This window comes from Desulfurobacterium sp. TC5-1 (assembly GCF_000421485.1).
Lineage (GTDB): Bacteria > Aquificota > Aquificia > Desulfurobacteriales > Desulfurobacteriaceae > Desulfurobacterium_A.
The window spans coordinates 52,379-72,720 of record NZ_ATXC01000002.1 but is presented as its reverse complement, the minus strand read 5'-3'; the positions used below and the strand labels follow the sequence as shown (position 1 = coordinate 72,720).

Sequence of the window (20,342 nt, the reverse complement as noted above, 5' to 3'; positions counted from 1 at the left end):
AGTGAGAGCTTTCATAATGTTCTTGTTGGGAATGCTAACCCTCTGTGGAACAGCCCGTGCAAATGTGAACATAGGAGACGATGGATGTCTCTACTGTCACAGACTTAAGGGGCTGTCAGTTGTAGAGGTAAAGGAAAACGGTGAGAAGGAAATTGTGGACTGCAGCATTAACGATGCAAAGTATCTTCACTCAGTTCACAGAAACATCCACTGTACTGAGTGTCACACAAAGGCGACGTCTTATCCTCACAACAGGGCGGTCGTGAGAGAAGTAAACTGTGCGGCAAAGTGTCACGTGATTGATCCGGCAACGAAAAGGCCGTTTTCCCATGCTGCCGTCTATAAGACGTGGGAAGAGAGTGTGCACGGTAAAAATTACAAAAAGGCTCCGGATCTTTATCCAAACTGCCAGTACTGTCACACCAACAGACTTCTTGTTGACATCAAGAAATTCGAGACTCTTGAAGGAAGTTTTGACAGATGTTATCTCTGTCATACGAACAAGGAGTGGTCAGCTGATAGGCTTGCACACGTGGCAAGCAGAATGGACATTCCAGTAATTAGAAACGGCTACGTTTCTCAATTTGTGAAGACAAGGAGAGACGGCTGGGAAATTGTTGAACTTTGTGCAAGCTGTCATGAGAACGAGAAGAAAATGGAAGAAGCTATTGAAGTGGAGGGTATTCATAATAAATACCTGAAGCAGAGGATACTTGAGGCAGTCGATTCTTACGAAAAAACAATGCACTCAAAGATGTTGTATCTTGACAGGTCAGATACGCGGGCAGCAGACTGTCTTGACTGTCATACAAACAAAGGTGGAAACTTCCATGATATCTTCCACAAAGACGATCCAAGGTCATCCATTAATCCAAGGAATATTGAAATGACATGTGGTCGTTCAACAGAGTGTCACCCACTTGCTCCCAAGTATCATATGAAAAACTTTGCCCAGACCAAGTGGGTTCACGTTGACCCTGTGCTTGGTGAGGATCTTTCTCAAACAATAGCGTGGGGTGTTGAAGAGGGAATGTTCTGGATGGCTGCTCAAGTTATTCTCTTTGCAGCGATAGTTGTTATTCTCGATACCCTCAAATTCGTGAGGAGGAAGTAACATGGGATGGCTTAAAGAAAAATTCAGAATGAGAGAGGATTATGAGAAACTTATCATCGTTGATGGTGATAAGTTTTATGTCGAAAAGTGGACGACAATACAGTCGCTTATGCACGTAGGTATCATGACGATGATTATTCAAGTCATCACAGGTTTTCCCCTTAAGTACTGGAATGCTCCTTGGGCAAAGTACATTGTTAAGGCCCTGGGAGGGATAAATGGATTGATGATAATGCATAGAGTGGACGGTGCGATAATGTTTTTTGACTTCCTCTTTGTCGTTTTCTACTGCATAATGTTTATGATAGCCAACAGGGATAGGGTCAAAAAGTATGGGTTCTGGGATACTTACAGACTTCTTCCAGGTCCTTCGGATATTACGGTAGTTCATTATTTTAAATATCTTCTTGGCTTTAGAAAATCACCTCCAGATTATGATGAATGGATGTGGGTTGATAAATTTGACTTCTTCGCAGTTGGCTGGGGTATGCTTGCTATTGGTATTACAGGCTGGATTCTGTGGCTTCCGGAAGTTTTCACGGGATTTTTGCACCTCCCTCCTGTTACTATTCAGATAGCTTATTTAGCGCACGGTGACGAAGCTTTAGTTGCCGTTGGATGGATTGCCCTTGTTCACCTCTACATGACTCATTACGGTCCGCACAAGTTTCCGATGGACTGGATATGGCTTACAGGTATTTCACCTGAGATTGAGTGGATGGAAGAGAGGCCCCGCTCATGGAGAAGAATCATCAAGAGAACAGCCGAGCATGAGCCCGAGCTTCTTGAGAAGTATCCAGCTCTTAGAGAAAGGTATGAATTTGTTAAGTCTATAGAAAATCTGCCTAACGAAGAGATTGTTGCCAAAATTCACGAGTACGCACATCACCTTCTTGAAAAGGAACTTAGCGAGGAGGCAGCATAATGAGAAAACTTGTTTTTGTCATAGCAGCTATTTTTCCTGTTGCGGCTTTTGCTGAAGGTGTAATAAGCCCTCTCTTGAAGGGTTCACCTTCAAACATTTCAGGATGGGAAAAGAAAATAGAGGAACAGTTAAAAGAAAAGCCTCAGTTTCCAAAGAAATCTGAGTATCCTCAGCCGTTCCATGCGCCGAACGGTTATGAGTATCCTGTAAGGGATGTTTGTGTTGCATGTCACTCGTACGCAGCGCACACGAAAGATGAAACACTTGCGCCTTTTTACAATGCTCACTCAACGTTTATGAGCTGTACAGTATGCCACTATAAGGAGGCGGGGCTCACATATGCGTGGGTTGAGATAACAAAAGATGGAAAGATGAAAGTAGTAAAAAATACGGAAGATATGTACGGCGTTAGATACGTTAAGGTCGGTGATAGGGTTGCGCTTTCAGGCCTTGACAGTGATGCAAGAATAACGCCACTTATTAACGGAAAACCGGTTGATATTCCGTTAAAGGGTAACGAAGGATTGCTCCACGATGCAGCAGCTGTTTCGAAGATTTACAACAATCTTGCAAAGGATCCTTACAAGTGTGCAGACTGTCATAGAGGAAGGAATCCTCTTAACCTTGTTGGACTCGGATTTTCTCAGGAGAGGATAAACGAGATTGAGAACAACGAAGTCGTTAAGGGATTACTTGAGGAAGGAAAGATCTACTTCCCAAACTTCATCTGGAAGAGGTAAGGCGATGAGATTTTTAATAGCGGTGTTGTTTGCAATTTTTTCTTTCGCTGTTCCGTCTTTTGCCGGAGAAATAAGCGGGAACTTTAAGTTCCCGTCCGATATAGCTGTTTCAGCGGGAAAGGTTTATGTGGTTGACGGTCTTAATGGGAGGATTGTTGTTTTAAATAAGGATGGTGACGAAGTCGGGACTATAAAGGCTAACAATCCTTATGGTATTTCTGTTGACAGCAATGGCATCTATGTTGCTTCTCAATCCGGTAAGGTTTTGATTTTTTCAAAGGACGGAAAGCTAAAAAAGAGCATTGATGTTTCCGGCAGGCCTATAGATGTTGTTAGACTCGGAAACAACCTCTGGGTCACGGATGCCAGGAATGATTGTGTGAAAGTTGTTTCTATTGAAAGTGGTAAAGTGGTTAAGCAGATCGGTGAGAAAGGCTCTGTTCCTGGAGACTTTGTTTCGCCTTTCATGATTGCTACCGATGGAAAGAATGTTTACGTGGTAGATTCTATTAATGCCAGGGTTGAGGTTTTTGATAAGGATGGCAACTTCTTGAGAGTATTTGGTGATTTTGGCGTAGAAGAGGGTGATTTTTACAGGCCTAAAGGCATTGCCGTTTTCAACGGTGAAGTTGCCGTTTCCGATGTTGTTAACGGTGCTGTTCAGCTCTTCAATCCATACGGTGCTTTTGACGGTGTTGTTGCTAAAGGACTTCAATATCCAATATCCATCGCTTACGATGCAGGTGTTCTTTACGTTCTTGAGCCTCTGAAAAACAAGATACTTACATTTAATGTACAAGGGGTTAAATAATGAGGAAGACCTTAGCTATTCTCCTATCAGTGGTTGCGATACCAACAGTTTCTCATGCGAAGCTTGAGAAGAGCATGAAGAAGGACTGTCTGGTTTGTCACCAGAACTGGCTGCTGGAAGCTAAGGTGAGTTCTCCCAGGCTTCTTACCGATAGGACTTTAATGGCAGGGGATACGATAATGTGTTTAACCTGTCATGACGGCTCTATGGCCGATGACAGGTTAACTTTCCTTAACTTTGGTAAGCATTCCCACCCTGTTGATGTTAAAGTTCCTGAAGATATGAAGATTCCCAAGAAGTTCCCTCTCCATAATGGGAGGCTTTTCTGCGGTACCTGTCATACGCCTCACTCAGAGGTCGGCAGCCAGGACAAATTGGACTACACCTTCATGCGGTTTAAAAATACAGATTCAAGCATGTGTATAGATTGTCACAAGAACAATACAGGTCACGGTAACCATCCTATCCTTGCCGATACTGCAGGAAAGATGTCTTCATCCGTTATAGCCAAGATAGAGTCTCTACACGGCAGGGTCGGTAAGGATGGAGAAGTTACCTGTCAGTCATGTCACGCTGCCCACAAAGGTCAGGGTGAACATGCGCTTATTACATCAAATAAAGATTCTCAGCTCTGTTCAGTGTGCCACACAGAGGAGCTCAATTCACCTGAGCACAGGAATAAAATGTCTCACCCGGTTCTTGTTGCTGTAGATTCTCTTGGTGTTAAGCCTTCTGACACAGGCTTAAAGTTTGGTGATAGTGGTAAGGTTGAGTGTTACACATGTCACAAGGTTCACCATTCAGATGAAAAGAGGCTCCTTGCAGAATCACCCAAGTCTCTCTGTGTTGCCTGTCACGTTTCAGAGAAGACCATTCTCCATTCAAAACATGGATTCGCAGACAAAGACGCCTGTCTTGAGTGTCATACAGCGCACAAGGCAGTCGGTGCAAACCTCTGGGGTAGAAAGCTTAATGATAAAGCCACAGCTTATGCTGTTTATCTTGAGGCGTCTGACGCAGATAGAATGTGTATTTCATGTCACTATCCTGGCGGTGAAGCACCTGACATGGGTACTATTTCCCACCCAACAAATGTTGAAACGAAGTTTAGGTCTCTGCCGCTCAAAAAGGGCAGGGTTGCCTGTGTTACCTGCCACAATCCCCACAAGTGGAGTGCCGTTGGTGCTCCAAAGAGTGACAGGGCAAACGGCAGTTTCCTCAGGGTGCCAGAAAAAGACCTGTGTAGTAGATGTCATCCAGGCAACTGTGCATGTAAAAAGGGTGTTCACGGTGCCATTGACAATAGAAATGTTCTCGGAGAAACGCCAAGGAATGCTGGAAGGTGTGCCGCTTGCCACGTTCCACACAAGGCAGTCGGTGCATACCTTAAAGGTATCAGAGGAGGAGAAGGCCTTGATAACGTTTCAGCTTTCTGTATGGCGTGCCACGGTGAAGGCGGCGTAGCCAGAGCGAAAGTTATGGCGGGCAAGTTTAAAGATCACCCAATTGATGTCAGAACAAAAGACGGCAAAGTTGTTACATGTGCAAGCTGTCATAATCCGCACAGCGGTAATCCATATGCTCTCATTGTGCCGGTCGAGGGTGATTCAGCCCTCTGTCTTAAGTGTCATAAAGATAAAAATCTTAAAGGAACAGCACACTATCTTGTGGCTAAAAGTGAAAGTATTGAGAAAAACGGGCAGTGCTCTGCTTGCCATACACCCCACAATCCTAAAGGTCCGACTCTCTGGAATAGAGAGCTTGGTGAAGGCAAGACGATTAACGAGAGACAGTGTACTTCCTGTCACGCTCCCGGTAAAATGGCTGCAAGCCTCACGACCGGTAAAATTTCGCATCCGCTTGGTGGGAAAGTTGAAACGGACGCTGTTCCTGCTATTAATCAGAAGACAGGCGTTCCCGGTGAAGGTGTTGTTGACTGTGCAAGCTGTCACGATCCGCACGGTAGCGCTGCCGGTAAACCATTCCTCAGGGTTACAAACAGGGGAAGCAAGCTCTGTATCTCATGTCACAAGACAGAAGCGGCAATTAAAGGGACAGGTCATGATGTTAATGGGCAGATGTGTTCTGCATGTCACGTACCTCACCAGGCTAAAGGTGCTTTCCTGTGGAAGATTGAACTTAAGAACTTTACATATCCTAACGGCGAAACCGTTGATAGAGCATCATCCTACTGTCTCACCTGTCACAGCAAAGGTGGCGTAGCAGAAAATGCTACAGTTGAATACTTCTTCCATCCAAGGGCTGACTTTGATATTGTTGCCCAGGATAGACCCGGCAGGAAAGGTAAATGGCCTATATTTGCGGAGAATGGCACAGAAGTGAAGAGGGCTGGGGCAATTGCGTGTGAGACATGTCACGATGCACACATACATGGAAAAACTTACTTCTTAAGAAATAGGACGATTGCTGGAAGCACCTGTGTTGACTGCCACGGCGACGAGGCTCTTATTAGGTACATGTGGTACCATAAAAAGGAGGTTAGGCAGTCCACATCAAGCTATAAGTAAACTAAAGCAGGAGGAAGCTGCAGATGGCTAAAGAGATGACTGCAAAGGAGTTTGAAAGATATTCATGGAAGAAGGCCTGGATAGTGCTTGCGGCTGTATTTATCATCCTTTTCCTTCCATGGATACTTGTCTGGTTTGTTAAGTTTGTTCACTGGTACGCTCAATCATTCTTTATGTGGTTATAATTGGGAGGTGAGGAATGGCTCATAGCGGAGAGTTTCATAGTAAGATGGGAAAAATAAACTTCTTTAAAAGCTGGATATCTGCGTTTGAACTCATAGTTGCTATACTTACGGTAGGTATGGTGTCTATAAATTGTATGAAGCAGGGGCTTCACCTCTTCCATCTTTTCTTCGGTGGTGGGCACTAAATTTATAGGAGAGACATTTTTGAAACTGATAAAACTCAGGGGCAGGGTGCTTTTGGCGCTTCTGCCCTTTTTCTTTTTTTCCTGTTCTGAGCCTTCCGGCAAACCTGCAGGTGATGCTGTTCTTGGTGAAAGGGTGGATCCGTCAAAAGTCCATTTTCAGAAAGGTGCTTACGGGGGAACGCTTTACGACTCTTCCTCCTCTGATCCAAAAACTTTTAACCTTGTTTTTGCCCATGAGACGTCTTCTACAGGTGCTGTTGGTGGACTTTTTGAAGGTCTTACCGATGTTGACATTAAAACACTGAAACCTACAGGCAGGCTTGCAGTTTCGTGGGAATTTAAGGACAACGGCAGGAGGTGGATATTTCATTTAAGGAAAAATGTCAGGTGGTTTGACGGTAAACCTTTTACAGCTGACGATGTTGTTTTTACTTACAGAGATATCTACTTCAATCCCCGCTATCCCAATTCTGTTAAAGATATGTTTGAGATTGACGGTAAGTTACCGGAAATCAGGAAGATAGATAATTACACAGTTGAGTTTGTTCTGCCTGAGCCTTTTGCTCCACTTCTCTATTCACTTTCAGCAGCTATTTTCCCCAAACATGTTCTTGAAAAATCTGTAAATGATGGAAGTTTTGATAACGTATGGACTGTCTCAACGCCGCCAGAAGAAATTGTAGGGACGGGACCCTATAAACTTGTGAAATATGTTCCCGGTCAGTATCTGATTTATGAGAGGAATCCTTACTACTATATGAGAGATGATTACGGCGATAAATTACCCTTTGTAGAAAAAAAGGTTACATACATTCTCCCGCAGAAAGACACAGAACTTCTTAAGTTTAAGAATGGTGAGCTGGATTTTTATGGACTTTCCGGTGACGATTTTCCAGCCTTAAAACAAGAAGAGAAAAACGGCAACTTTACCATATATAACTTAGGTCCTTCTCTTACCGCTGATTTTTTGTGTTTTAACGAGCGAAAAGGTGCTGTTCCTGACTGGAAGTGGAGACTCTTTTCAAATGCGACTTTCAGGAGAGCCATTTCTCACGCCGTAGATAGAAAGGGTATTGTTCTGACGGTTTATAATGGGCTTGGTTTTCCCGTTTATACGCCTGTTACGTCTGCCAATAAACTCTATTACGATGAGAATGCACCTAAGTTTCCTTATGATCTTAAAAAGGCAAAGGCGTTGCTTGAAAGTATTGGATTAAAAGATAGAAACGGAGACGGGTGGCTTGAAACGCCGGATGGCCATAAAGTGGAGTTTAACCTCCTTACGAATTCCAACAATCCTGCAAGAGTTCAGATAGGCACGATTTTGAAGTTTGATTTTAAAAGACTTGGTATAGATGTTCACTTTCAACCTCTTGATTTTAACAATCTTGTTGATAAGCTTCTCAACACTCACGACTTTGATGCTGTGATTATAGGGCTTACAGGTTCTATGGATCCAAACGGCGGAAGGAATGTCTGGAAAAGTTCTGGACAGCTTCACCTGTGGAATCCGGGGCAGAAAAAGCCGGTGACCAAATGGGAAGCCGAGGTTGATAGACTTTTTGACGAAGGGGTGAAAGAGCTTGATTTTAAAAAGAGGGTGAAGATTTATAGAAAGGCGTACAGAATAATCTGTGAACAACAACCTCTCATTTACATAGCGGCTCCTGTTGTTCTTGAGGCAGCGAGGAATAGAGTTAGAAACTATTTTCCTACTATATGGGGTGCCTATAAGCCGGAACGTATTTTCATAAAAGAGTGATATAATCTTTCCTGTTGAAATCTAAAAAAAGAATGAGCAAATCTGAGGGAGGAACCTATGGTTGAAGAGATTGGAGCCCACATGCCCCTATGGTTGACCATACCTTTTGCTGGAATTCTCCTTTCCATTGCCATTTTGCCTCTTGTTGCTTCACACTTCTGGCATAAACATTTTGGTAAGGTTTCAGCCTTTTGGGCAGTCGCATGTGCAGTTCCTTTTATTGCTATGTACAAAGGTATTGCAGTTCACGATATTTTGCACACGATTCTGGTTGAATATATTCCGTTCCTTGTTCTCCTTGGAGCTCTTTATACGATTGCAGGGGGTATCTATATAAAAGGTTCCTTTGTGGGGAAGCCGATTTTTAATACGGCTCTTCTCTTTATAGGTGCTATGCTTGCATCTCTTATGGGAACTACAGGTGCGGCTATGCTGCTTGTGAGGCCTTTAATAAGGGCTAACAGGTGGAGAAAGTATAAAACGTTTGTTATTGTTTTCTTCATTTTCTTAGTCGCAAATATTGGTGGTGCTTTGACGCCTCTTGGTGATCCGCCTCTCTTTCTTGGTTTTCTAAAAGGGGTTCCCTTTTTCTTCACTCTAAGGCTTATTCCGATATGGATAACAGCTGTGTTGATTGTTCTTGGTATCTTTTTTGCAGTTGATTCTTATTACTATGCAAAAGAAGATAAAACGACCATTCCGATAGGTGATGAGAAGTTTGAAATTCTTGGTTCTATTAATTTTCTGTTTCTTATAGGCGTTTTGGGGGCTGTTCTCTTAAGCGGCATTGTACATCTCCCTCAGATAAGTGTTTTTGGGGTGCATCTTCATCTACAGGATGTTTTGAGGGACTTGATTCTCGTCGTTCTTGCGGTTCTTTCAATTCTTTTAACGCCACCGATGGTAAGAGAAAAGAACGAGTTTACCTGGTTTCCAATAAAAGAGGTCGCTATCCTATTTATAGGTATCTTTATTGCGATGATTCCGTGTCTTAAAATTCTTGAAGCTGGTGAACATGGACCGGCAGGTGGGTTGATCCATATGCTTTCCGAACCTTACCACTATTTCTGGGCTACAGGTTCCCTTTCTTCTTTCCTTGATAATGCACCAACATACCTTACATTTTTAATGACAGCTCTTGGGAAGTTTTATCCGGGTGTTCCTGTTAAGGTTGCTGTCCATAAATTGATAGCGACACATTCTATATATCTTGAGGCTATTTCTGCAGGTGCCGTTTTCTTTGGTGCAATTACCTATATTGGAAATGCGCCAAATTTTATGGTTGCTTCTATCGCAAGGGAACAGGGCGTTGAGATGCCTTCTTTCTTTGGATATATAATAAAGTATTCAATTCCTGTTCTTGTTACGACTTTTGTGATTCTTACTGTTGTCTTTTTTAAATAATAAGTCCGGGGCGTCTTTTTCGCCCCTTTACGATATCATTTGGAGTGCTTTTGTAACTACCTCTTTTGGCGGTATGTCAAGGCACTTGAGGTGTTCGCATCTAACCTTCCCGTGGAGAGAGCACGGGTTACAAGGGAGTTCTTTCCTTATTACGGTTCCTTCGGATTCAAGGGGAGCAAATCCAAAACATGGATGGGTTGCACCGTAAATAACTGCTACTTTTGTTTTTACAGCCCTTGCCATGTGAACTGCAGAGGAGTCGTTGGATATGACGAATTCGGCCTGCTTTATTACCGCCATTGATTCAAGGAGGGTTAATCTTCCGCAGAAGTTCAAATTGTAAGCGCCCGTTATTTCCATACCGGCTTCCACATCTTCCTTTCCGCCGACTGTAACGACCTCAAAACCAACCCTTCTCAATATCTGTGCAATTCGCTTGTACTTCCTTATTGGGTAAGCTTTACCTTCCCATCTGGCTCCCGGTGCGATTACAACAAATTTTTTGTGGGGTAAAAGTCTTGATATGTGTAATTCCGTTTCTTCAGGAATGAATATTTCCGGGGTGGGATTTTCTTCGACCTCTATACCGGCTTTTCTGACGGCTTTTGCATAAAGTTCAGGGATGAAAAGCTGCTTTTTCCTTTTTAAAAACTTGAAGAATATTACCTCTCTTCGCCAGAGGGACTGTTTGTTGTACCGTATGGTTTTAAAAGGTAAAAACTTTGAAAGTAACCGCGTTTTCAGGATGTTATGTAAATCAAAAACATAGTTGTAGTTTTCCTTTTTAAGGTTATCCGCTAACTCTTTTATAGCCTGAAATGATAGTCTGTTTTTGTTGACGCCCATGACCTTTCTGATGCGGGTATCGGGCACGAATATGGGGGCTATGGATTTATCTGTTAGTATGTCAATTTCCGCTCCGGCTTTTTTGAGTGCGTTAAAAACAGAAGAGATAAGTATAACGTCCCCTATTGAAGAAAGTCTTATGAGTAAAACTTTCATCATTCCTCTAACGGTTCAAATTTGTCTTTTGATGCCCCACATATTGGGCACACCCATTCATCAGGAATTGCCTCAAATGGTGTTCCTGGAGGCACGCTGTTTTCAGGATCACCATTCTCCTGATTATATATGTAACCACATATTGTGCATCGCCATTCTTTAGCCATCTTTTCCCCTTAATTTTCTTTGATAGACTATGATAGATTATAGCACACCCTTCTTCTGTATTGGGAAATCCTAAAGGACCTATTCCATTTGTGTTATTATAGGACACTGGCAGTTTATGTTTGGAGAGCAGTATGGGTAGATTTAAGAAGTTGCTTGTTGAGTTTGGAATTATTTTTCTCATAAGCTGGATAATTGAATTTGCCTATATGGGAATAAAAGGTGTTCTTGAGGGGACGCTTCTTTCGTTTCTTGAGGTTTCTCTTTCCTTTGACAACGCTGTTATGAATGCTCTTGTCTTAGCTACGATGACACCAAAGTGGCGGAAAAGGTTTATTACTTGGGGGATTCTTACGGCTGTGTTTGGCATGCGGTTTCTCTTTCCTGTTTTGATAGTTTCTCTCACTGCCGGGATTTCTTTTAAAGAAACGATAGATATAGCTTTCAAGCATCCTGCCATTTATGCGGAGCATCTTGAGCATGCAGAACCGCTTATCCTTGCTTTTGGCGGTTCTTTTCTTTTGATGGTATTTATAAACTGGTTGTTTGATGCTGGGAAGAATCTTCACTGGATAAAATTTTTTGAAGAGGGAGCTTCAAAAGTTGCAAGGTTAGGAGAGATAAAACTTATTTTTGCCCTTGCTATTGTTTTTGTAATTGGTTTGTTAAAGCAGCAGGAAAACATCACGCTTGCCATGATTTTGGGAGTTCTCCTTTTTGAAATTGTTCATTTTGTTAAAAATGCTATTGAGTATTTTAAAAAGAAAGATTACTTTTCAGGAGACAGCGGTTGGGCAAGCTTTCTCTATCTTGAGCTTTTAGATGCTTCCTGTTCGCTTGATGGAACGGTTGGTGCATTTGCTATAAGCCAGAATCTCATAATTATCACTCTCGGCCTTTCTGTCGGTGCTTTTATCCTTCGTTCACTTACCGTTTATTTTGTGGATACCGGTAGGTTACAGCATCTTCCCTATCTTGAACACGGAGCTCACTGGGGTATCGGTGGTTTAGGGATAATGATGCTGCTTGAACTATTCTTCTCAATTCCTGAGGTGGTTATAAGTTTGACGGCTCTTGTTTTTATACTCTCTTCTCTTTACTCTTCCTTAAGGAAAGGAGGGCAGCTGCTATAATTACAATAAAATTGCCTGGGAAATTACCGATAGTAATATCATTAATATTTTATGAATTGGGGGACGGTCAATGGGCTTTTTAAAAAAGCTTGGCATGGAAAAGGTAAGCAGACAGATTCTTGTTGTTGTATTTATTCCTATTTTTGCCGCTGTTATGGTGCTTGGCAGGCAGGCAAGAGAAGTTTACAGGAAGATTTATGCTCCTGCCAGGATAATGGAAGTTCATTTTCCCATGGTTGAATCAGTTGCAAAACTTGTCCATGACCTTGCTGTTGAGAGAGGGTTATCAACGGCTTTTGTTACTCAAAACAGAGATAAAACTTCTCCTGTATATATGAAGCTTTTATCCCAGAGGAAGAAAGTGGACAGGGATATTAAAGATTTTCAGTATGTTGTTTCTCATTATCTTTCATCTGACGATGTGCATAAAGTTTCCGCGATGGAGCTCAAAAAATTGAGGCAGGAAGTTGACAGTGGAAATGCTTCCAACATAGATGTTTTAACGGCTTATACAGGCTATATTGATGAAGTGAGAGGTAACATTCACAAGCTGGCCGAGAAAGAACTAAAGGATACTGTTTTTGAAAGAGACCTTGTTGCTTTTAACCTTTTCCTGAAGTACAAAGATACTTTTGGTGTTGAAAGAGCTCTTGCATCAAGTATTGCTTCTTACGTAAATTCTCATGGTGCAAACGCTACAATACCGAAAGCGCTGCTTGCCTTTTATAAAACTGTAAACGACGAAGAGAAGGTTTTGAGAGGAGTCGTTGATACGCTTTCTTTTAACGAATTAAAAAAGAGATTCCGTTCTATACAGACAACACCTGAATTTAACAGGGTTAAAGAAATAAAAAAGATAATAGACGGTGAAAGATATCAGGAACTTGCCGCATATAAGCCTCTTCAGGTTTTCCAGATTTACACAGACTTTTTGAAGGTTTTAAAAAGGTTTCAAGATGAGTATCTCGGTCTTCTGAAAAAAAGGACGTTAAGTTTTTCCATGGATGCAAAGAAGGAGATGATTGTATCTTTATCTCTTGTCGTCGGTCTTTTGTTGGTTTTGATGTTTGTTGCCGTTTTGAGACGGAAGATACTTAATTCAACAAATGAGATAAAAGGGCTGCTTGAAACCATTAACAGGGGAAATTTAAAGGTTTCAATGGATGACGTTTCAGGTAATGATGAATTTGCCGAAATGAAGCGTTTGATTAATGGACTGATAGGAACTTTTAAAAGTGTAATTTCCGAAGTCGATAAAGTTTCTGAGAAAATTTCAAGAGGTGATTTTGAAATTTCAACGAGTAAGAGTGTGTTCAGGGGAGACTTTAAAGTTCTTGAGAGGAATCTACAAAAAATAGTTGAAACACTGAAGGCTTTTATGTCTGAAATGAATCTTGTTACGGAGAGTCTATCTAACGGTAGATTGGATGTGACTGTAAATGAGAAAGGTTTTGAGGGAAGATACAGGGAGATTGTTCACGGTTTATCAGAGATAGTTGATAACTTCAGGAAGGTTGTTGATGTAGTCAATAAAATGGCTGAAGATCTTGCAGATGCGAAGTTTAAGACATACGACGAAACACTACTGCCAGGGGAACTTAAGTCTATTGTAAAGAATATAAATCTTGCTTCTAACGACATAAAGAAGGCCATGGATACACTTGCCTCTATCTTAGAGCAGGCTGATATACAGCAGGAAATAGATGTTGAATCGTTCAAGGGAGACTTAAGAAAAGTTGGGGAGGCGGCAAATACATTTGCTCTCACGATGAGAAACATAATCAGGGAAATAAACAGGTTTGTTAATGAGCTTGAGAGTGGAAACTTAAGTGTTGAGCTTGACGATTCAAAATTCCCGGAATCTTTGAAAACCCTGAAGGATGCCCTTGTAGGTATTCAAAATACTTTCCTTACCATAAGAGATTCTCTTCTCCTTGCTACTCGTAAACTTGCAGGTGGTAATCTTATGGTAAGGATGAATGAAGATGAACTTAAGGGTGACCTGAAAGAGATAGCTGTATCGTTCAATAAAGGTATTGAATCTCTTGGGAAGTCTATAGGTCTATCTATCGATACGCTTAAGAAGGCGGTAGTTCTCCTTGAAAACAAGGTTGATAGTCTTTCAGAAGTAATGGAGAAGATTCTTTATCAAACTGATAAGACCAACGCAGTTTCTGGCTCTATAGAGAAGACCTCAAAGGATATAGCTGATCTTGCGGGGGAAGTTCTTGAAGTTAACAAGCTTTCTTCTAAAAACTTACAGATAGTTGACGAAGCGGAGAGTATTATTGATGAAATTAAGAAGCTTCTTGATGAAAGAACGAAGGAATTGGGTTCGATTGTTGAGATTATCTTCCAGATAGCAACTCAGACGAACCTTCTTGCTCTCAACGCTGCCATTGAAGCTGCAAGGGCAGGTGAAGCTGGTAGAGGTTTTGCCGTAGTTGCTGACGAGGTGAGGAAGCTGGCTCAGAAGGTTGTTTCTGCTACGGATCAGATAAAGGCGACAGTTTCCAACATAAACAAAGATATAAGAGAGAAGGTTATAGATAACGTTTCAAGGGCTTTTGAAAACATAAAAGAGTCGATGGAAGAGCTCGAAAAGATTGTAGTTAAGGTTTCTGAAGAGGCGAAGTCAGAATCTGAGTCTATAGAAGAGGTTGCTAAGACGGTAAAGGAGGTTGCAGAGATAGCCACAAGAAATGTGGATGATTTAAAAGAAGTGGTTGAGGGAATAACCAGAGTTTCTGAAAAGATTAAGGAACTTGAAGAAGAGCTAAACAGGTTTAAGGTTTAAAAGTGAAAAGTTTATCTTCCCGGCGAAAGAACCGGGAAGATTTCTTATTCTATTATTTCAAGGACTGCTCTTTTACCGCTCTTTGCAGCAACTGAAGAGATTAATGTCCTTACTGCTTTTGCAGTTCTTCCCTGTTTGCCGATAACCTTGCCGAGGTCTTTAGGGTCAACCTTCAGTTCGATAATTACAGTTCTTTCTCCTTCCGTTTCAACAACGTTTACAGCATCCGGGTTGTCAACTAACTTTTTAACGATGCACTCAACTAACTCTTTTACTGCAGACATGGTCGCCTCCCGTTTCCAGTATTACTGGATAGCTTGCTTTAGAAGTGCAGCAACCCTCTCAGTTGGCTGAGCTCCTTTAGCAATCCATTCTTTTACTTTTTCAACGTCAATTTGAAGTTCTTTTGATTTAGGGTTGTAAGTTCCAAGGATATCTACCGCTTTTCCGTCTCTCTTTGACATACCTTCGGCAACAACAATTTTATAGACTGGAAGCTTCTTTCTTCCTACTTTCTTGAGTCTTATCTTTACCAACTTCTCTCCTCCTTAAAGACAGTTTTGTAAAAGGTAATTTTATACCAATCGTAATTTAATACAACCTTACATGAATGGGAAGGGGAATTTCCCGCCTTTTTTGGCCATCTTTTTCTGCATCTTTTTCATCTGTTTCATCATCATTTTTGCCTGTGCAAACTGCTTCAAAAGGGCATCGACATCTTTGACACTTGTGCCACTTCCTCTCGCTATTCTTCGTTTTCTGCTGGCGTTTATAATTGCGTGGTTTCTCCTCTCTTCCGGTGTCATGGAATTTATGATAGCTTCAATCCTTTTAAGTTTTTTGTCGTCTATTGCTTTGTCAAGTTGCTTGAGCATCTTCTGGCTGGAAAGTCCCGGAATCATCTTTATAAGCTGTTTTATAGGTCCCATTCTCTGTATCATTTCAAGCTGTTTCTTAAAGTCTTCAAGTGTGAACTCGCCGGATAAAAGTTTTTCCTGCATGGAGATGGCTTCTTCTTCATCTATCACTTCCTGTGCCTTTTCTACAAGACTTACAACGTCACCCATTCCTAAAATTCTTGATGCCACCCTGTCAGGATAGAACGGTTCAAAGTCGTCTATCTTTTCACCGACGCCGGCAAATTTTATCGGTTTGCCTGTTACGCCTTTTACGGAGAGTGCAACACCACCCCTTGCATCAGAATCAAGCTTTGTGAGGATGATACCTGTCATACCGACGTTTTCATCAAAAGCTTTTGCTATGTTTACGGCTTCCTGTCCTGTCATGGCGTCGGAGACAAAGAGCACCTCATCAGGTTTGATTCTTTCTTTTATCTCTTTTGCCTCCTTAAGCATCTCTTCGTCTATGTGAAGTCTTCCTGCTGTATCAACTATGAGAACGTCGTAGTTCTCTTCCTTTGCCTTTTTAAGTGCATCTTCTGCAATCTTTGCTGCGTCTTTTTCGTTCTCTTCAAGAAATACCGGAACACCTATCTGCTGGCCAAGTTTTTTAAGCTGAAGCATGGCAGCAGGTCTGTATATGTCAACGGAGGTAAGTAGAACCTTTTTGCCCTGCTTTTTGAGTAGTTTTGCAAGTTTTGCAGATGTTGTGGTTTTACCTGAACCCTGAAGACCTATAAGTAGGATCACTGAAGGCTTGCTTTTAAGGTTCAACGGTTCAGCTTTTTCACCTAAGGCTTTTACAAGTTCGTCGTGAACTATCTTTACAAGTTGCTGAACGGCTGTAACCCCTTTTGTTACTTTGGCTCCTAAAGCTTTCTCTTTAATCTCTTTTATAAAGTTTGAAACAACTTTGTAGTTTACATCTGCTTCAAGTAGTGCAAGCTTTATCTCTCTCAACCCTTTGTTAAGAGTCTCTTCATCTATTCTTCCCTTTTTTGCTATTTTGCCTATTGCAGATTGTATCTTTTCCGCAAGTGCGTCAAACATTTCTCCTCCATCTTAAAAAGCGATTTCGGTTCCCGCCCTGCAGTCAATAAATCTATCCTTAAATGTTTCTTTGAAAACCTCTATCCCGCTGTTTCCCGTACAGTGGCAGGGGGCAACAAATTCTGTAAAATCCATCAGTTTTTCAGCGATTTTCTTTATGCTTGTTTCATCTTTTTTGTAAAGGTGAAAGCCGCCAATTATCATGTAGAGTTTTTCTTCAGAGAGTCGTACAGCTTCTTCTGCTATTCTCTCTATTCCTGGATGAGAGCATCCCGTTACCAAAATACTTCCTTTCTCTGTCTTTGCTACTAAAGCGTGTTCAAAGGCAGGATCTCTCATTCCTGTAGGCATCATGCCGGTTGAGAAGATTTCAGGTGCTATGACTGTTGGATCTTCGACAGGTATGACGATGCCTTTTTCACCAACTTCTTCCTCAAAAAATTCTGCATCGCTTTCGGGGACGAATATGTCCGCATGGGGAGCTTTTTCTGTGACGGTTTTAAGTCCGCCGGTATGATCCCAGTGGTTATGAGAGATGAATATACCGTCTATATCTGATAGATTTATGGAGAGTGTGGCGGCGTTTTTTTCGAGTATTTCAGCTTTTGCACCTGTGTCAAACAGTATGTTTGTTTCCCCTTCTATAAAGGTTGAAAATCCCCAGTCCGGAATTAATCCTTCGGCGGCTCTATTGTCGTACAGGATTACGATTTTCTCTGTCATCTGTCACCTCCTTACGGATGGTTTCATTATATATGATTCTCTTTTGGTTGCCTTGAAAAAAAAGATTTCTTATATTTCTATCTCATCAATAACAATTAAAGACAATCTATTTCTGCCCGGGTGGCGGAATTGGCAGACGCGCAGGACTCAGGATCCTGTGGTGGCAACACCGTGCGGGTTCAAATCCCGCCCCGGGCACCATCAAACTGCAACCGTTTTAATATAATGGTTGTATGGAGAAATCTCTTTAGAGGATTAAAATGTTTTCTCTTTTATCAGGGGCTGCTGCTGACTTTTTTCAATTTTACCTGGAACTTTTAAAAGATGGGAAACTTTCTGACGCTGTTAGATGTTGGGATTTTTCTGCCGCTTCTTCAAAGGTTTCTCTTGTCCCTATTTTTTTAGTTGCTGCACTTTTCATTTTCTCCTTCATTTTCTCCCGGCGTGGATTTTTCCTCGTTGCCTTTTTAAGGAGAGTTATGGAGAGCGGAAAACTGCTGTTTCTTTTTATTATTTCTGTTGTTGTTTTCAGTTTTATTCTGCGTTTTTCTCTCGTGTATGGGGCTTTGAGGTTTATGGTAGGTGCGGATAGCTCTATTTTAGGAAACCGGAAAGTTAAGATTGTTGCCGAAGAGGATAGAGGCGACACAGTTGTTGTGAGGTATGTTCTGGGAAGGGATGCCTTATATGAAGCTGTTTTGAAAAAGGACGATGATAGCTTTAAAATTTTACAATCTAAGCGGTTTGTCGGAAGGTATAAAGATGGAATTAAGCCGTCTGATAAGAAACGCTAAGAGAATTGTTTTCTTTACAGGTGCTGGAATAAGCGCGGAGAGTGGAATTCCTACGTTTAGGGGAAAGGATGGTCTCTGGAACAGGTATTCACCGGCTGAACTTGCTACGTTTGAGGCGTTTTTAAATGACTCTTTGAAGATCTGGAAGTGGTACCTTTACCGTATGTGGCTCATTGCTAAGGCTCAGCCAAACCCCGGACATACTGCGATTGCTGAGTTTGAAAAATTGTTTAGCGGAAAAGTTATAGTTGTTACTCAAAATGTTGACGGACTTCACGAAGAGGCAGGTTCTGTAAAAGTTTTGGAGCTTCACGGTAATATTTTTGAGGGAAAGTGCAGGTTCTGTGGTGCATTTTACAGTAAGGAGCGGTTTTCTGAGATTTTTCCAATTGCCAGTAAGTGCTTTTTAAAGAATCTTTCAGAAAGTGATTTTAAGGAGAAAATACTGAAAGGACTTTCTGAAGACTCTCTCCCTGTCTGTCCTGTGTGCGGTGAGCTTGTTGGTCCTGGTGTCGTATGGTTTGGGGAAGCTCTTCCTGAAGATGTTTTGTCTCAAGCCTTTTCTGTGTCTAAAGGTTCGGACCTCTTTTTCTCTGTCGGGACTTCTGCTCTTGTTCAGCCTGCAGCTTCACTTCCAATAGTTGCGAAGGAATCCGGTGCTGTTTTGGTTGAAGTTAATCCTGAGGAAACCTTTCTTTCAAAACAGTGTGATTTTGTTTTTAGAGGTTCTGCTGCTAAAGTTTTACCTTCTATTCTTAAAGAGGTGAAAAATATATGAAGAAGTGTTCTTGCAGGAAAGGAAAGAGTTACAGGTTGCTTATTTCTAAAGAGATGGAAAGGCTTTTCCGTTTTATGAAAAGGTATCCGGAAGTTAAATCCTGTATTTTTGTTCTTATTAATACCTACCGGCCTACAGATTCAGAAAGGATAACAGCCGAGAGGATTTTTCATACGGTAAGGGAGTGTTACGATGCAGGGTTAATCTCTTTTTCAGCCGCAGTTGAATTGCTGAATGTGTTGAAATCTTTTTTTATCAAAAGAACAGACACGCGGAGAGGTAATTTTCTTGAGGTTGTCCTTTCTAAGAGGGGTGCAATTCGTTTAAAAGGTAAAGTTAGGCGTCTAAATCAGTGCAGACTATATAGAGGGAGGGTGAAGATTTCTGACAAAGAAATAGATGTCGCTTTTTCAGGACCTGAAGGACTTGAGATTCACGAGTGTAAGGCAAATATGATTCGTCAGTGGCGGGATCCACTGTTCAAGAGGACAAAGAAGGGCAGGAAACTTGGGTTTTTAAATGAAGTTGCGAGGGAATGTGGGCAAAGGACATTTGCCTTCTGTACAGGACTTGATGGGAGTTTCGCGACGGAATATATAAAAGAGCTCTTAGAAGCTTACGGTTATAAGAATCTGTTAGTTGCGGGGAAGGAAGAGTTGATTAAATCAGGTGATTTTCTTTAAAGCTGAAAAATCTGTCTCTTCCTATTATGATGTGATCAATGATTTCTATACCTAAAATTTCGCTTCCCTGAACGATTTTTCTGGTTACTTTTATGTCGTCTGTTGAAGGTTCAGGATTTCCTGATGGATGGTTGTGAAACAGGATAACAGCAACGGCTAAATCCTTTACTGCCGGATGGAAGACCTCTTTAGGTTCGATGTGTGCAAAGTTTACCCCACCTTTTGAAACTGTATGGATGTTTATAAGCTCTCCTTTTGTGTTTAGTGTTAATATACCGAACGTTTCTACCTTTTCATATCTGAGATGTTCAAGAAGATTAACGACAGCTTCAGGTGAGTTTATCTTTCTCTTTTTTTTCAGTTTGCCTGCTCTTCTTCCTGCTTCGATGGCTGCTTTCAATGTTATTGCTTTTGCCTTTCCCAATCCTTTAAAGGTGGAAAGTTCTCTTACTGAGGCTTCAGATATACCTTCTATTCCGCCGAACCGAATGAGGATTTCCCTTGCAAGATCTATTACATTTTTCCCTTTAATACCTGTTCTAAGAAGTATGGCAATTATTTCAGCGTCTGTCAGGTTTTCGGCACCCAATTTAAGGAGCTTTTCTCTTGGACGATCGGATTCAGGAAGATCTTTAACTCTGTAAAAACTCAAGGCTTCTCCTTT

General features: G+C 41.6%; 21 protein-coding genes and 1 tRNA gene. 15 read left to right on the top strand and 7 right to left on the bottom strand.

Annotated elements, in window-relative coordinates:
• The first annotated feature begins 1 nt into the window (after position 1).
• The 9 genes from H153_RS0107960 to H153_RS0107920 are packed head-to-tail and all read left to right on the top strand — an operon-like array spanning position 2 to position 9,654.
• Positions 2-1,114: a hypothetical protein gene (locus tag H153_RS0107960; RefSeq protein WP_027720108.1), complete on the top strand. Its 1,113-nt coding sequence runs from the start codon at positions 2-4 to the stop codon at positions 1,112-1,114.
• A gap of 1 nt (position 1,115) precedes the next feature.
• The gene (locus H153_RS0107955; RefSeq protein ID WP_022847596.1) at positions 1,116-2,039 is read left to right on the top strand and encodes a cytochrome c; all 924 of its coding nucleotides are present in this window, start codon (positions 1,116-1,118) and stop codon (positions 2,037-2,039) included.
• The gene (locus H153_RS0107950; RefSeq protein WP_022847595.1) at positions 2,039-2,779 is read left to right on the top strand and encodes a hypothetical protein; all 741 of its coding nucleotides are present in this window, start codon (positions 2,039-2,041) and stop codon (positions 2,777-2,779) included. The genes H153_RS0107955 and H153_RS0107950 overlap by 1 nt, the downstream gene beginning before the upstream one ends.
• Positions 2,780-2,783: 4 nt before the next feature.
• On the top strand, positions 2,784-3,590 hold the full coding sequence (locus H153_RS0107945; RefSeq protein ID WP_022847594.1) for an NHL repeat-containing protein: 807 nt from the start codon (positions 2,784-2,786) through the stop codon (positions 3,588-3,590).
• The gene (locus H153_RS0107940) at positions 3,590-6,118 is read left to right on the top strand and encodes a cytochrome c3 family protein (protein ID WP_022847593.1); all 2,529 of its coding nucleotides are present in this window, start codon (positions 3,590-3,592) and stop codon (positions 6,116-6,118) included. Before H153_RS0107945 ends, H153_RS0107940 begins: the two co-directional genes overlap by 1 nt.
• A gap of 23 nt (positions 6,119-6,141) precedes the next feature.
• The gene (locus H153_RS10215; RefSeq protein WP_022847592.1) at positions 6,142-6,303 is read left to right on the top strand and encodes a hypothetical protein; all 162 of its coding nucleotides are present in this window, start codon (positions 6,142-6,144) and stop codon (positions 6,301-6,303) included.
• Between the two features lie 14 nt (positions 6,304-6,317).
• Positions 6,318-6,488: a hypothetical protein gene (locus H153_RS10180; protein WP_022847591.1), complete on the top strand. Its 171-nt coding sequence runs from the start codon at positions 6,318-6,320 to the stop codon at positions 6,486-6,488.
• Between the two features lie 19 nt (positions 6,489-6,507).
• Complete coding sequence (locus H153_RS0107925; protein WP_022847590.1) at positions 6,508-8,250, top strand: ABC transporter substrate-binding protein; 1,743 nt, start codon at positions 6,508-6,510, stop codon at positions 8,248-8,250.
• A 57-nt stretch (positions 8,251-8,307) separates the two neighbouring features.
• The gene (locus H153_RS0107920) at positions 8,308-9,654 is read left to right on the top strand and encodes a sodium:proton antiporter (RefSeq protein ID WP_022847589.1); all 1,347 of its coding nucleotides are present in this window, start codon (positions 8,308-8,310) and stop codon (positions 9,652-9,654) included.
• A gap of 27 nt (positions 9,655-9,681) precedes the next feature.
• Here H153_RS0107920 and H153_RS0107915 read toward each other — a convergent pair whose 3' ends face one another.
• Positions 9,682-10,656: a glycosyltransferase family 9 protein gene (locus H153_RS0107915; protein WP_022847588.1), complete on the bottom strand. Its 975-nt coding sequence runs from the start codon at positions 10,654-10,656 to the stop codon at positions 9,682-9,684.
• Positions 10,656-10,823, bottom strand: coding sequence for a rubredoxin (gene rd / locus H153_RS10110; protein ID WP_022847587.1), 168 nt, complete (start codon positions 10,821-10,823; stop codon positions 10,656-10,658). Before rd ends, H153_RS0107915 begins: the two co-directional genes overlap by 1 nt.
• A gap of 132 nt (positions 10,824-10,955) precedes the next feature.
• Here rd and H153_RS0107905 point away from each other — a divergent pair, with 132 nt between their 5' ends.
• Positions 10,956-11,954: a DUF475 domain-containing protein gene (locus tag H153_RS0107905; RefSeq protein ID WP_022847586.1), complete on the top strand. Its 999-nt coding sequence runs from the start codon at positions 10,956-10,958 to the stop codon at positions 11,952-11,954.
• A 70-nt stretch (positions 11,955-12,024) separates the two neighbouring features.
• Positions 12,025-14,751: a methyl-accepting chemotaxis protein gene (locus H153_RS0107900; protein ID WP_022847585.1), complete on the top strand. Its 2,727-nt coding sequence runs from the start codon at positions 12,025-12,027 to the stop codon at positions 14,749-14,751.
• A 44-nt stretch (positions 14,752-14,795) separates the two neighbouring features.
• Here the strand turns inward: H153_RS0107900 and H153_RS0107895 are convergent, their stop codons facing one another.
• The 4 genes from H153_RS0107895 to H153_RS0107880 all read right to left on the bottom strand — a co-directional run bounded on the left by H153_RS0107895 (position 14,796) and on the right by H153_RS0107880 (position 17,423).
• Positions 14,796-15,035, bottom strand: coding sequence for a KH domain-containing protein (locus H153_RS0107895; RefSeq protein WP_022847584.1), 240 nt, complete (start codon positions 15,033-15,035; stop codon positions 14,796-14,798).
• 21 nt (positions 15,036-15,056) lie between these two features.
• Positions 15,057-15,287: a 30S ribosomal protein S16 gene (gene rpsP / locus H153_RS0107890; protein WP_022847583.1), complete on the bottom strand. Its 231-nt coding sequence runs from the start codon at positions 15,285-15,287 to the stop codon at positions 15,057-15,059.
• A gap of 66 nt (positions 15,288-15,353) precedes the next feature.
• The gene (ffh, locus tag H153_RS0107885) at positions 15,354-16,700 is read right to left on the bottom strand and encodes a signal recognition particle protein (protein WP_022847582.1); all 1,347 of its coding nucleotides are present in this window, start codon (positions 16,698-16,700) and stop codon (positions 15,354-15,356) included.
• 12 nt (positions 16,701-16,712) lie between these two features.
• Entirely contained in the window at positions 16,713-17,423 is a 711-nt protein-coding gene (locus H153_RS0107880) for an MBL fold metallo-hydrolase (RefSeq protein ID WP_022847581.1), read from the bottom strand.
• Between the two features lie 114 nt (positions 17,424-17,537).
• On the opposite strand from H153_RS0107880, the gene H153_RS0107875 reads away from it, so the two are divergent.
• From H153_RS0107875 to H153_RS0107860, 4 genes are all read left to right on the top strand, one after another.
• Positions 17,538-17,624 (top strand) — tRNA-Leu (locus H153_RS0107875).
• Positions 17,625-17,683: 59 nt separating this feature from the next.
• On the top strand, positions 17,684-18,217 hold the full coding sequence (locus H153_RS0107870; protein WP_022847580.1) for a hypothetical protein: 534 nt from the start codon (positions 17,684-17,686) through the stop codon (positions 18,215-18,217).
• The gene (locus H153_RS0107865; protein WP_155883453.1) at positions 18,180-18,995 is read left to right on the top strand and encodes an NAD-dependent deacylase; all 816 of its coding nucleotides are present in this window, start codon (positions 18,180-18,182) and stop codon (positions 18,993-18,995) included. Before H153_RS0107870 ends, H153_RS0107865 begins: the two co-directional genes overlap by 38 nt.
• Entirely contained in the window at positions 18,992-19,678 is a 687-nt protein-coding gene (locus H153_RS0107860; protein ID WP_022847578.1) for a hypothetical protein, read from the top strand. The genes H153_RS0107865 and H153_RS0107860 overlap by 4 nt, the downstream gene beginning before the upstream one ends.
• Here H153_RS0107860 and radC read toward each other — a convergent pair.
• On the bottom strand, positions 19,656-20,330 hold the full coding sequence (gene radC / locus H153_RS0107855) for a DNA repair protein RadC (RefSeq protein ID WP_022847577.1): 675 nt from the start codon (positions 20,328-20,330) through the stop codon (positions 19,656-19,658). The two genes, H153_RS0107860 and radC, sit on opposite strands and share 23 nt — an antisense overlap.
• Between the last annotated feature and the right edge of the window lie 12 nt (positions 20,331-20,342).

Excerpts from the sequence above, each read along its gene's own strand:
- H153_RS0107955 (WP_022847596.1), top strand. The coding sequence starts at position 1,116 with ATGGGATGGCTTAAAGAAAAATTCAGAATGAGAGAGGATTATGAGAAA.
- H153_RS0107950 (WP_022847595.1), top strand. The coding sequence starts at position 2,039 with ATGAGAAAACTTGTTTTTGTCATAGCAGCTATTTTTCCTGTTGCGGCT.
- H153_RS0107945 (WP_022847594.1), top strand. The coding sequence starts at position 2,784 with ATGAGATTTTTAATAGCGGTGTTGTTTGCAATTTTTTCTTTCGCTGTT.
- H153_RS0107940 (WP_022847593.1), top strand. The coding sequence starts at position 3,590 with ATGAGGAAGACCTTAGCTATTCTCCTATCAGTGGTTGCGATACCAACA.
- H153_RS10215 (WP_022847592.1), top strand. The coding sequence starts at position 6,142 with ATGGCTAAAGAGATGACTGCAAAGGAGTTTGAAAGATATTCATGGAAG.
- H153_RS10180 (WP_022847591.1), top strand. The coding sequence starts at position 6,318 with ATGGCTCATAGCGGAGAGTTTCATAGTAAGATGGGAAAAATAAACTTC.
- H153_RS0107920 (WP_022847589.1), top strand. The coding sequence starts at position 8,308 with ATGGTTGAAGAGATTGGAGCCCACATGCCCCTATGGTTGACCATACCT.
- H153_RS0107915 (WP_022847588.1), bottom strand. The coding sequence starts at position 10,656 with ATGAAAGTTTTACTCATAAGACTTTCTTCAATAGGGGACGTTATACTT.
- rd (WP_022847587.1), bottom strand. The coding sequence starts at position 10,823 with ATGGCTAAAGAATGGCGATGCACAATATGTGGTTACATATATAATCAG.
- H153_RS0107905 (WP_022847586.1), top strand. The coding sequence starts at position 10,956 with ATGGGTAGATTTAAGAAGTTGCTTGTTGAGTTTGGAATTATTTTTCTC.
- H153_RS0107900 (WP_022847585.1), top strand. The coding sequence starts at position 12,025 with ATGGGCTTTTTAAAAAAGCTTGGCATGGAAAAGGTAAGCAGACAGATT.
- H153_RS0107895 (WP_022847584.1), bottom strand. The coding sequence starts at position 15,035 with ATGTCTGCAGTAAAAGAGTTAGTTGAGTGCATCGTTAAAAAGTTAGTT.
- ffh (WP_022847582.1), bottom strand. The coding sequence starts at position 16,700 with ATGTTTGACGCACTTGCGGAAAAGATACAATCTGCAATAGGCAAAATA.
- H153_RS0107880 (WP_022847581.1), bottom strand. The coding sequence starts at position 17,423 with ATGACAGAGAAAATCGTAATCCTGTACGACAATAGAGCCGCCGAAGGA.
- H153_RS0107870 (WP_022847580.1), top strand. The coding sequence starts at position 17,684 with ATGTTTTCTCTTTTATCAGGGGCTGCTGCTGACTTTTTTCAATTTTAC.
- H153_RS0107860 (WP_022847578.1), top strand. The coding sequence starts at position 18,992 with ATGAAGAAGTGTTCTTGCAGGAAAGGAAAGAGTTACAGGTTGCTTATT.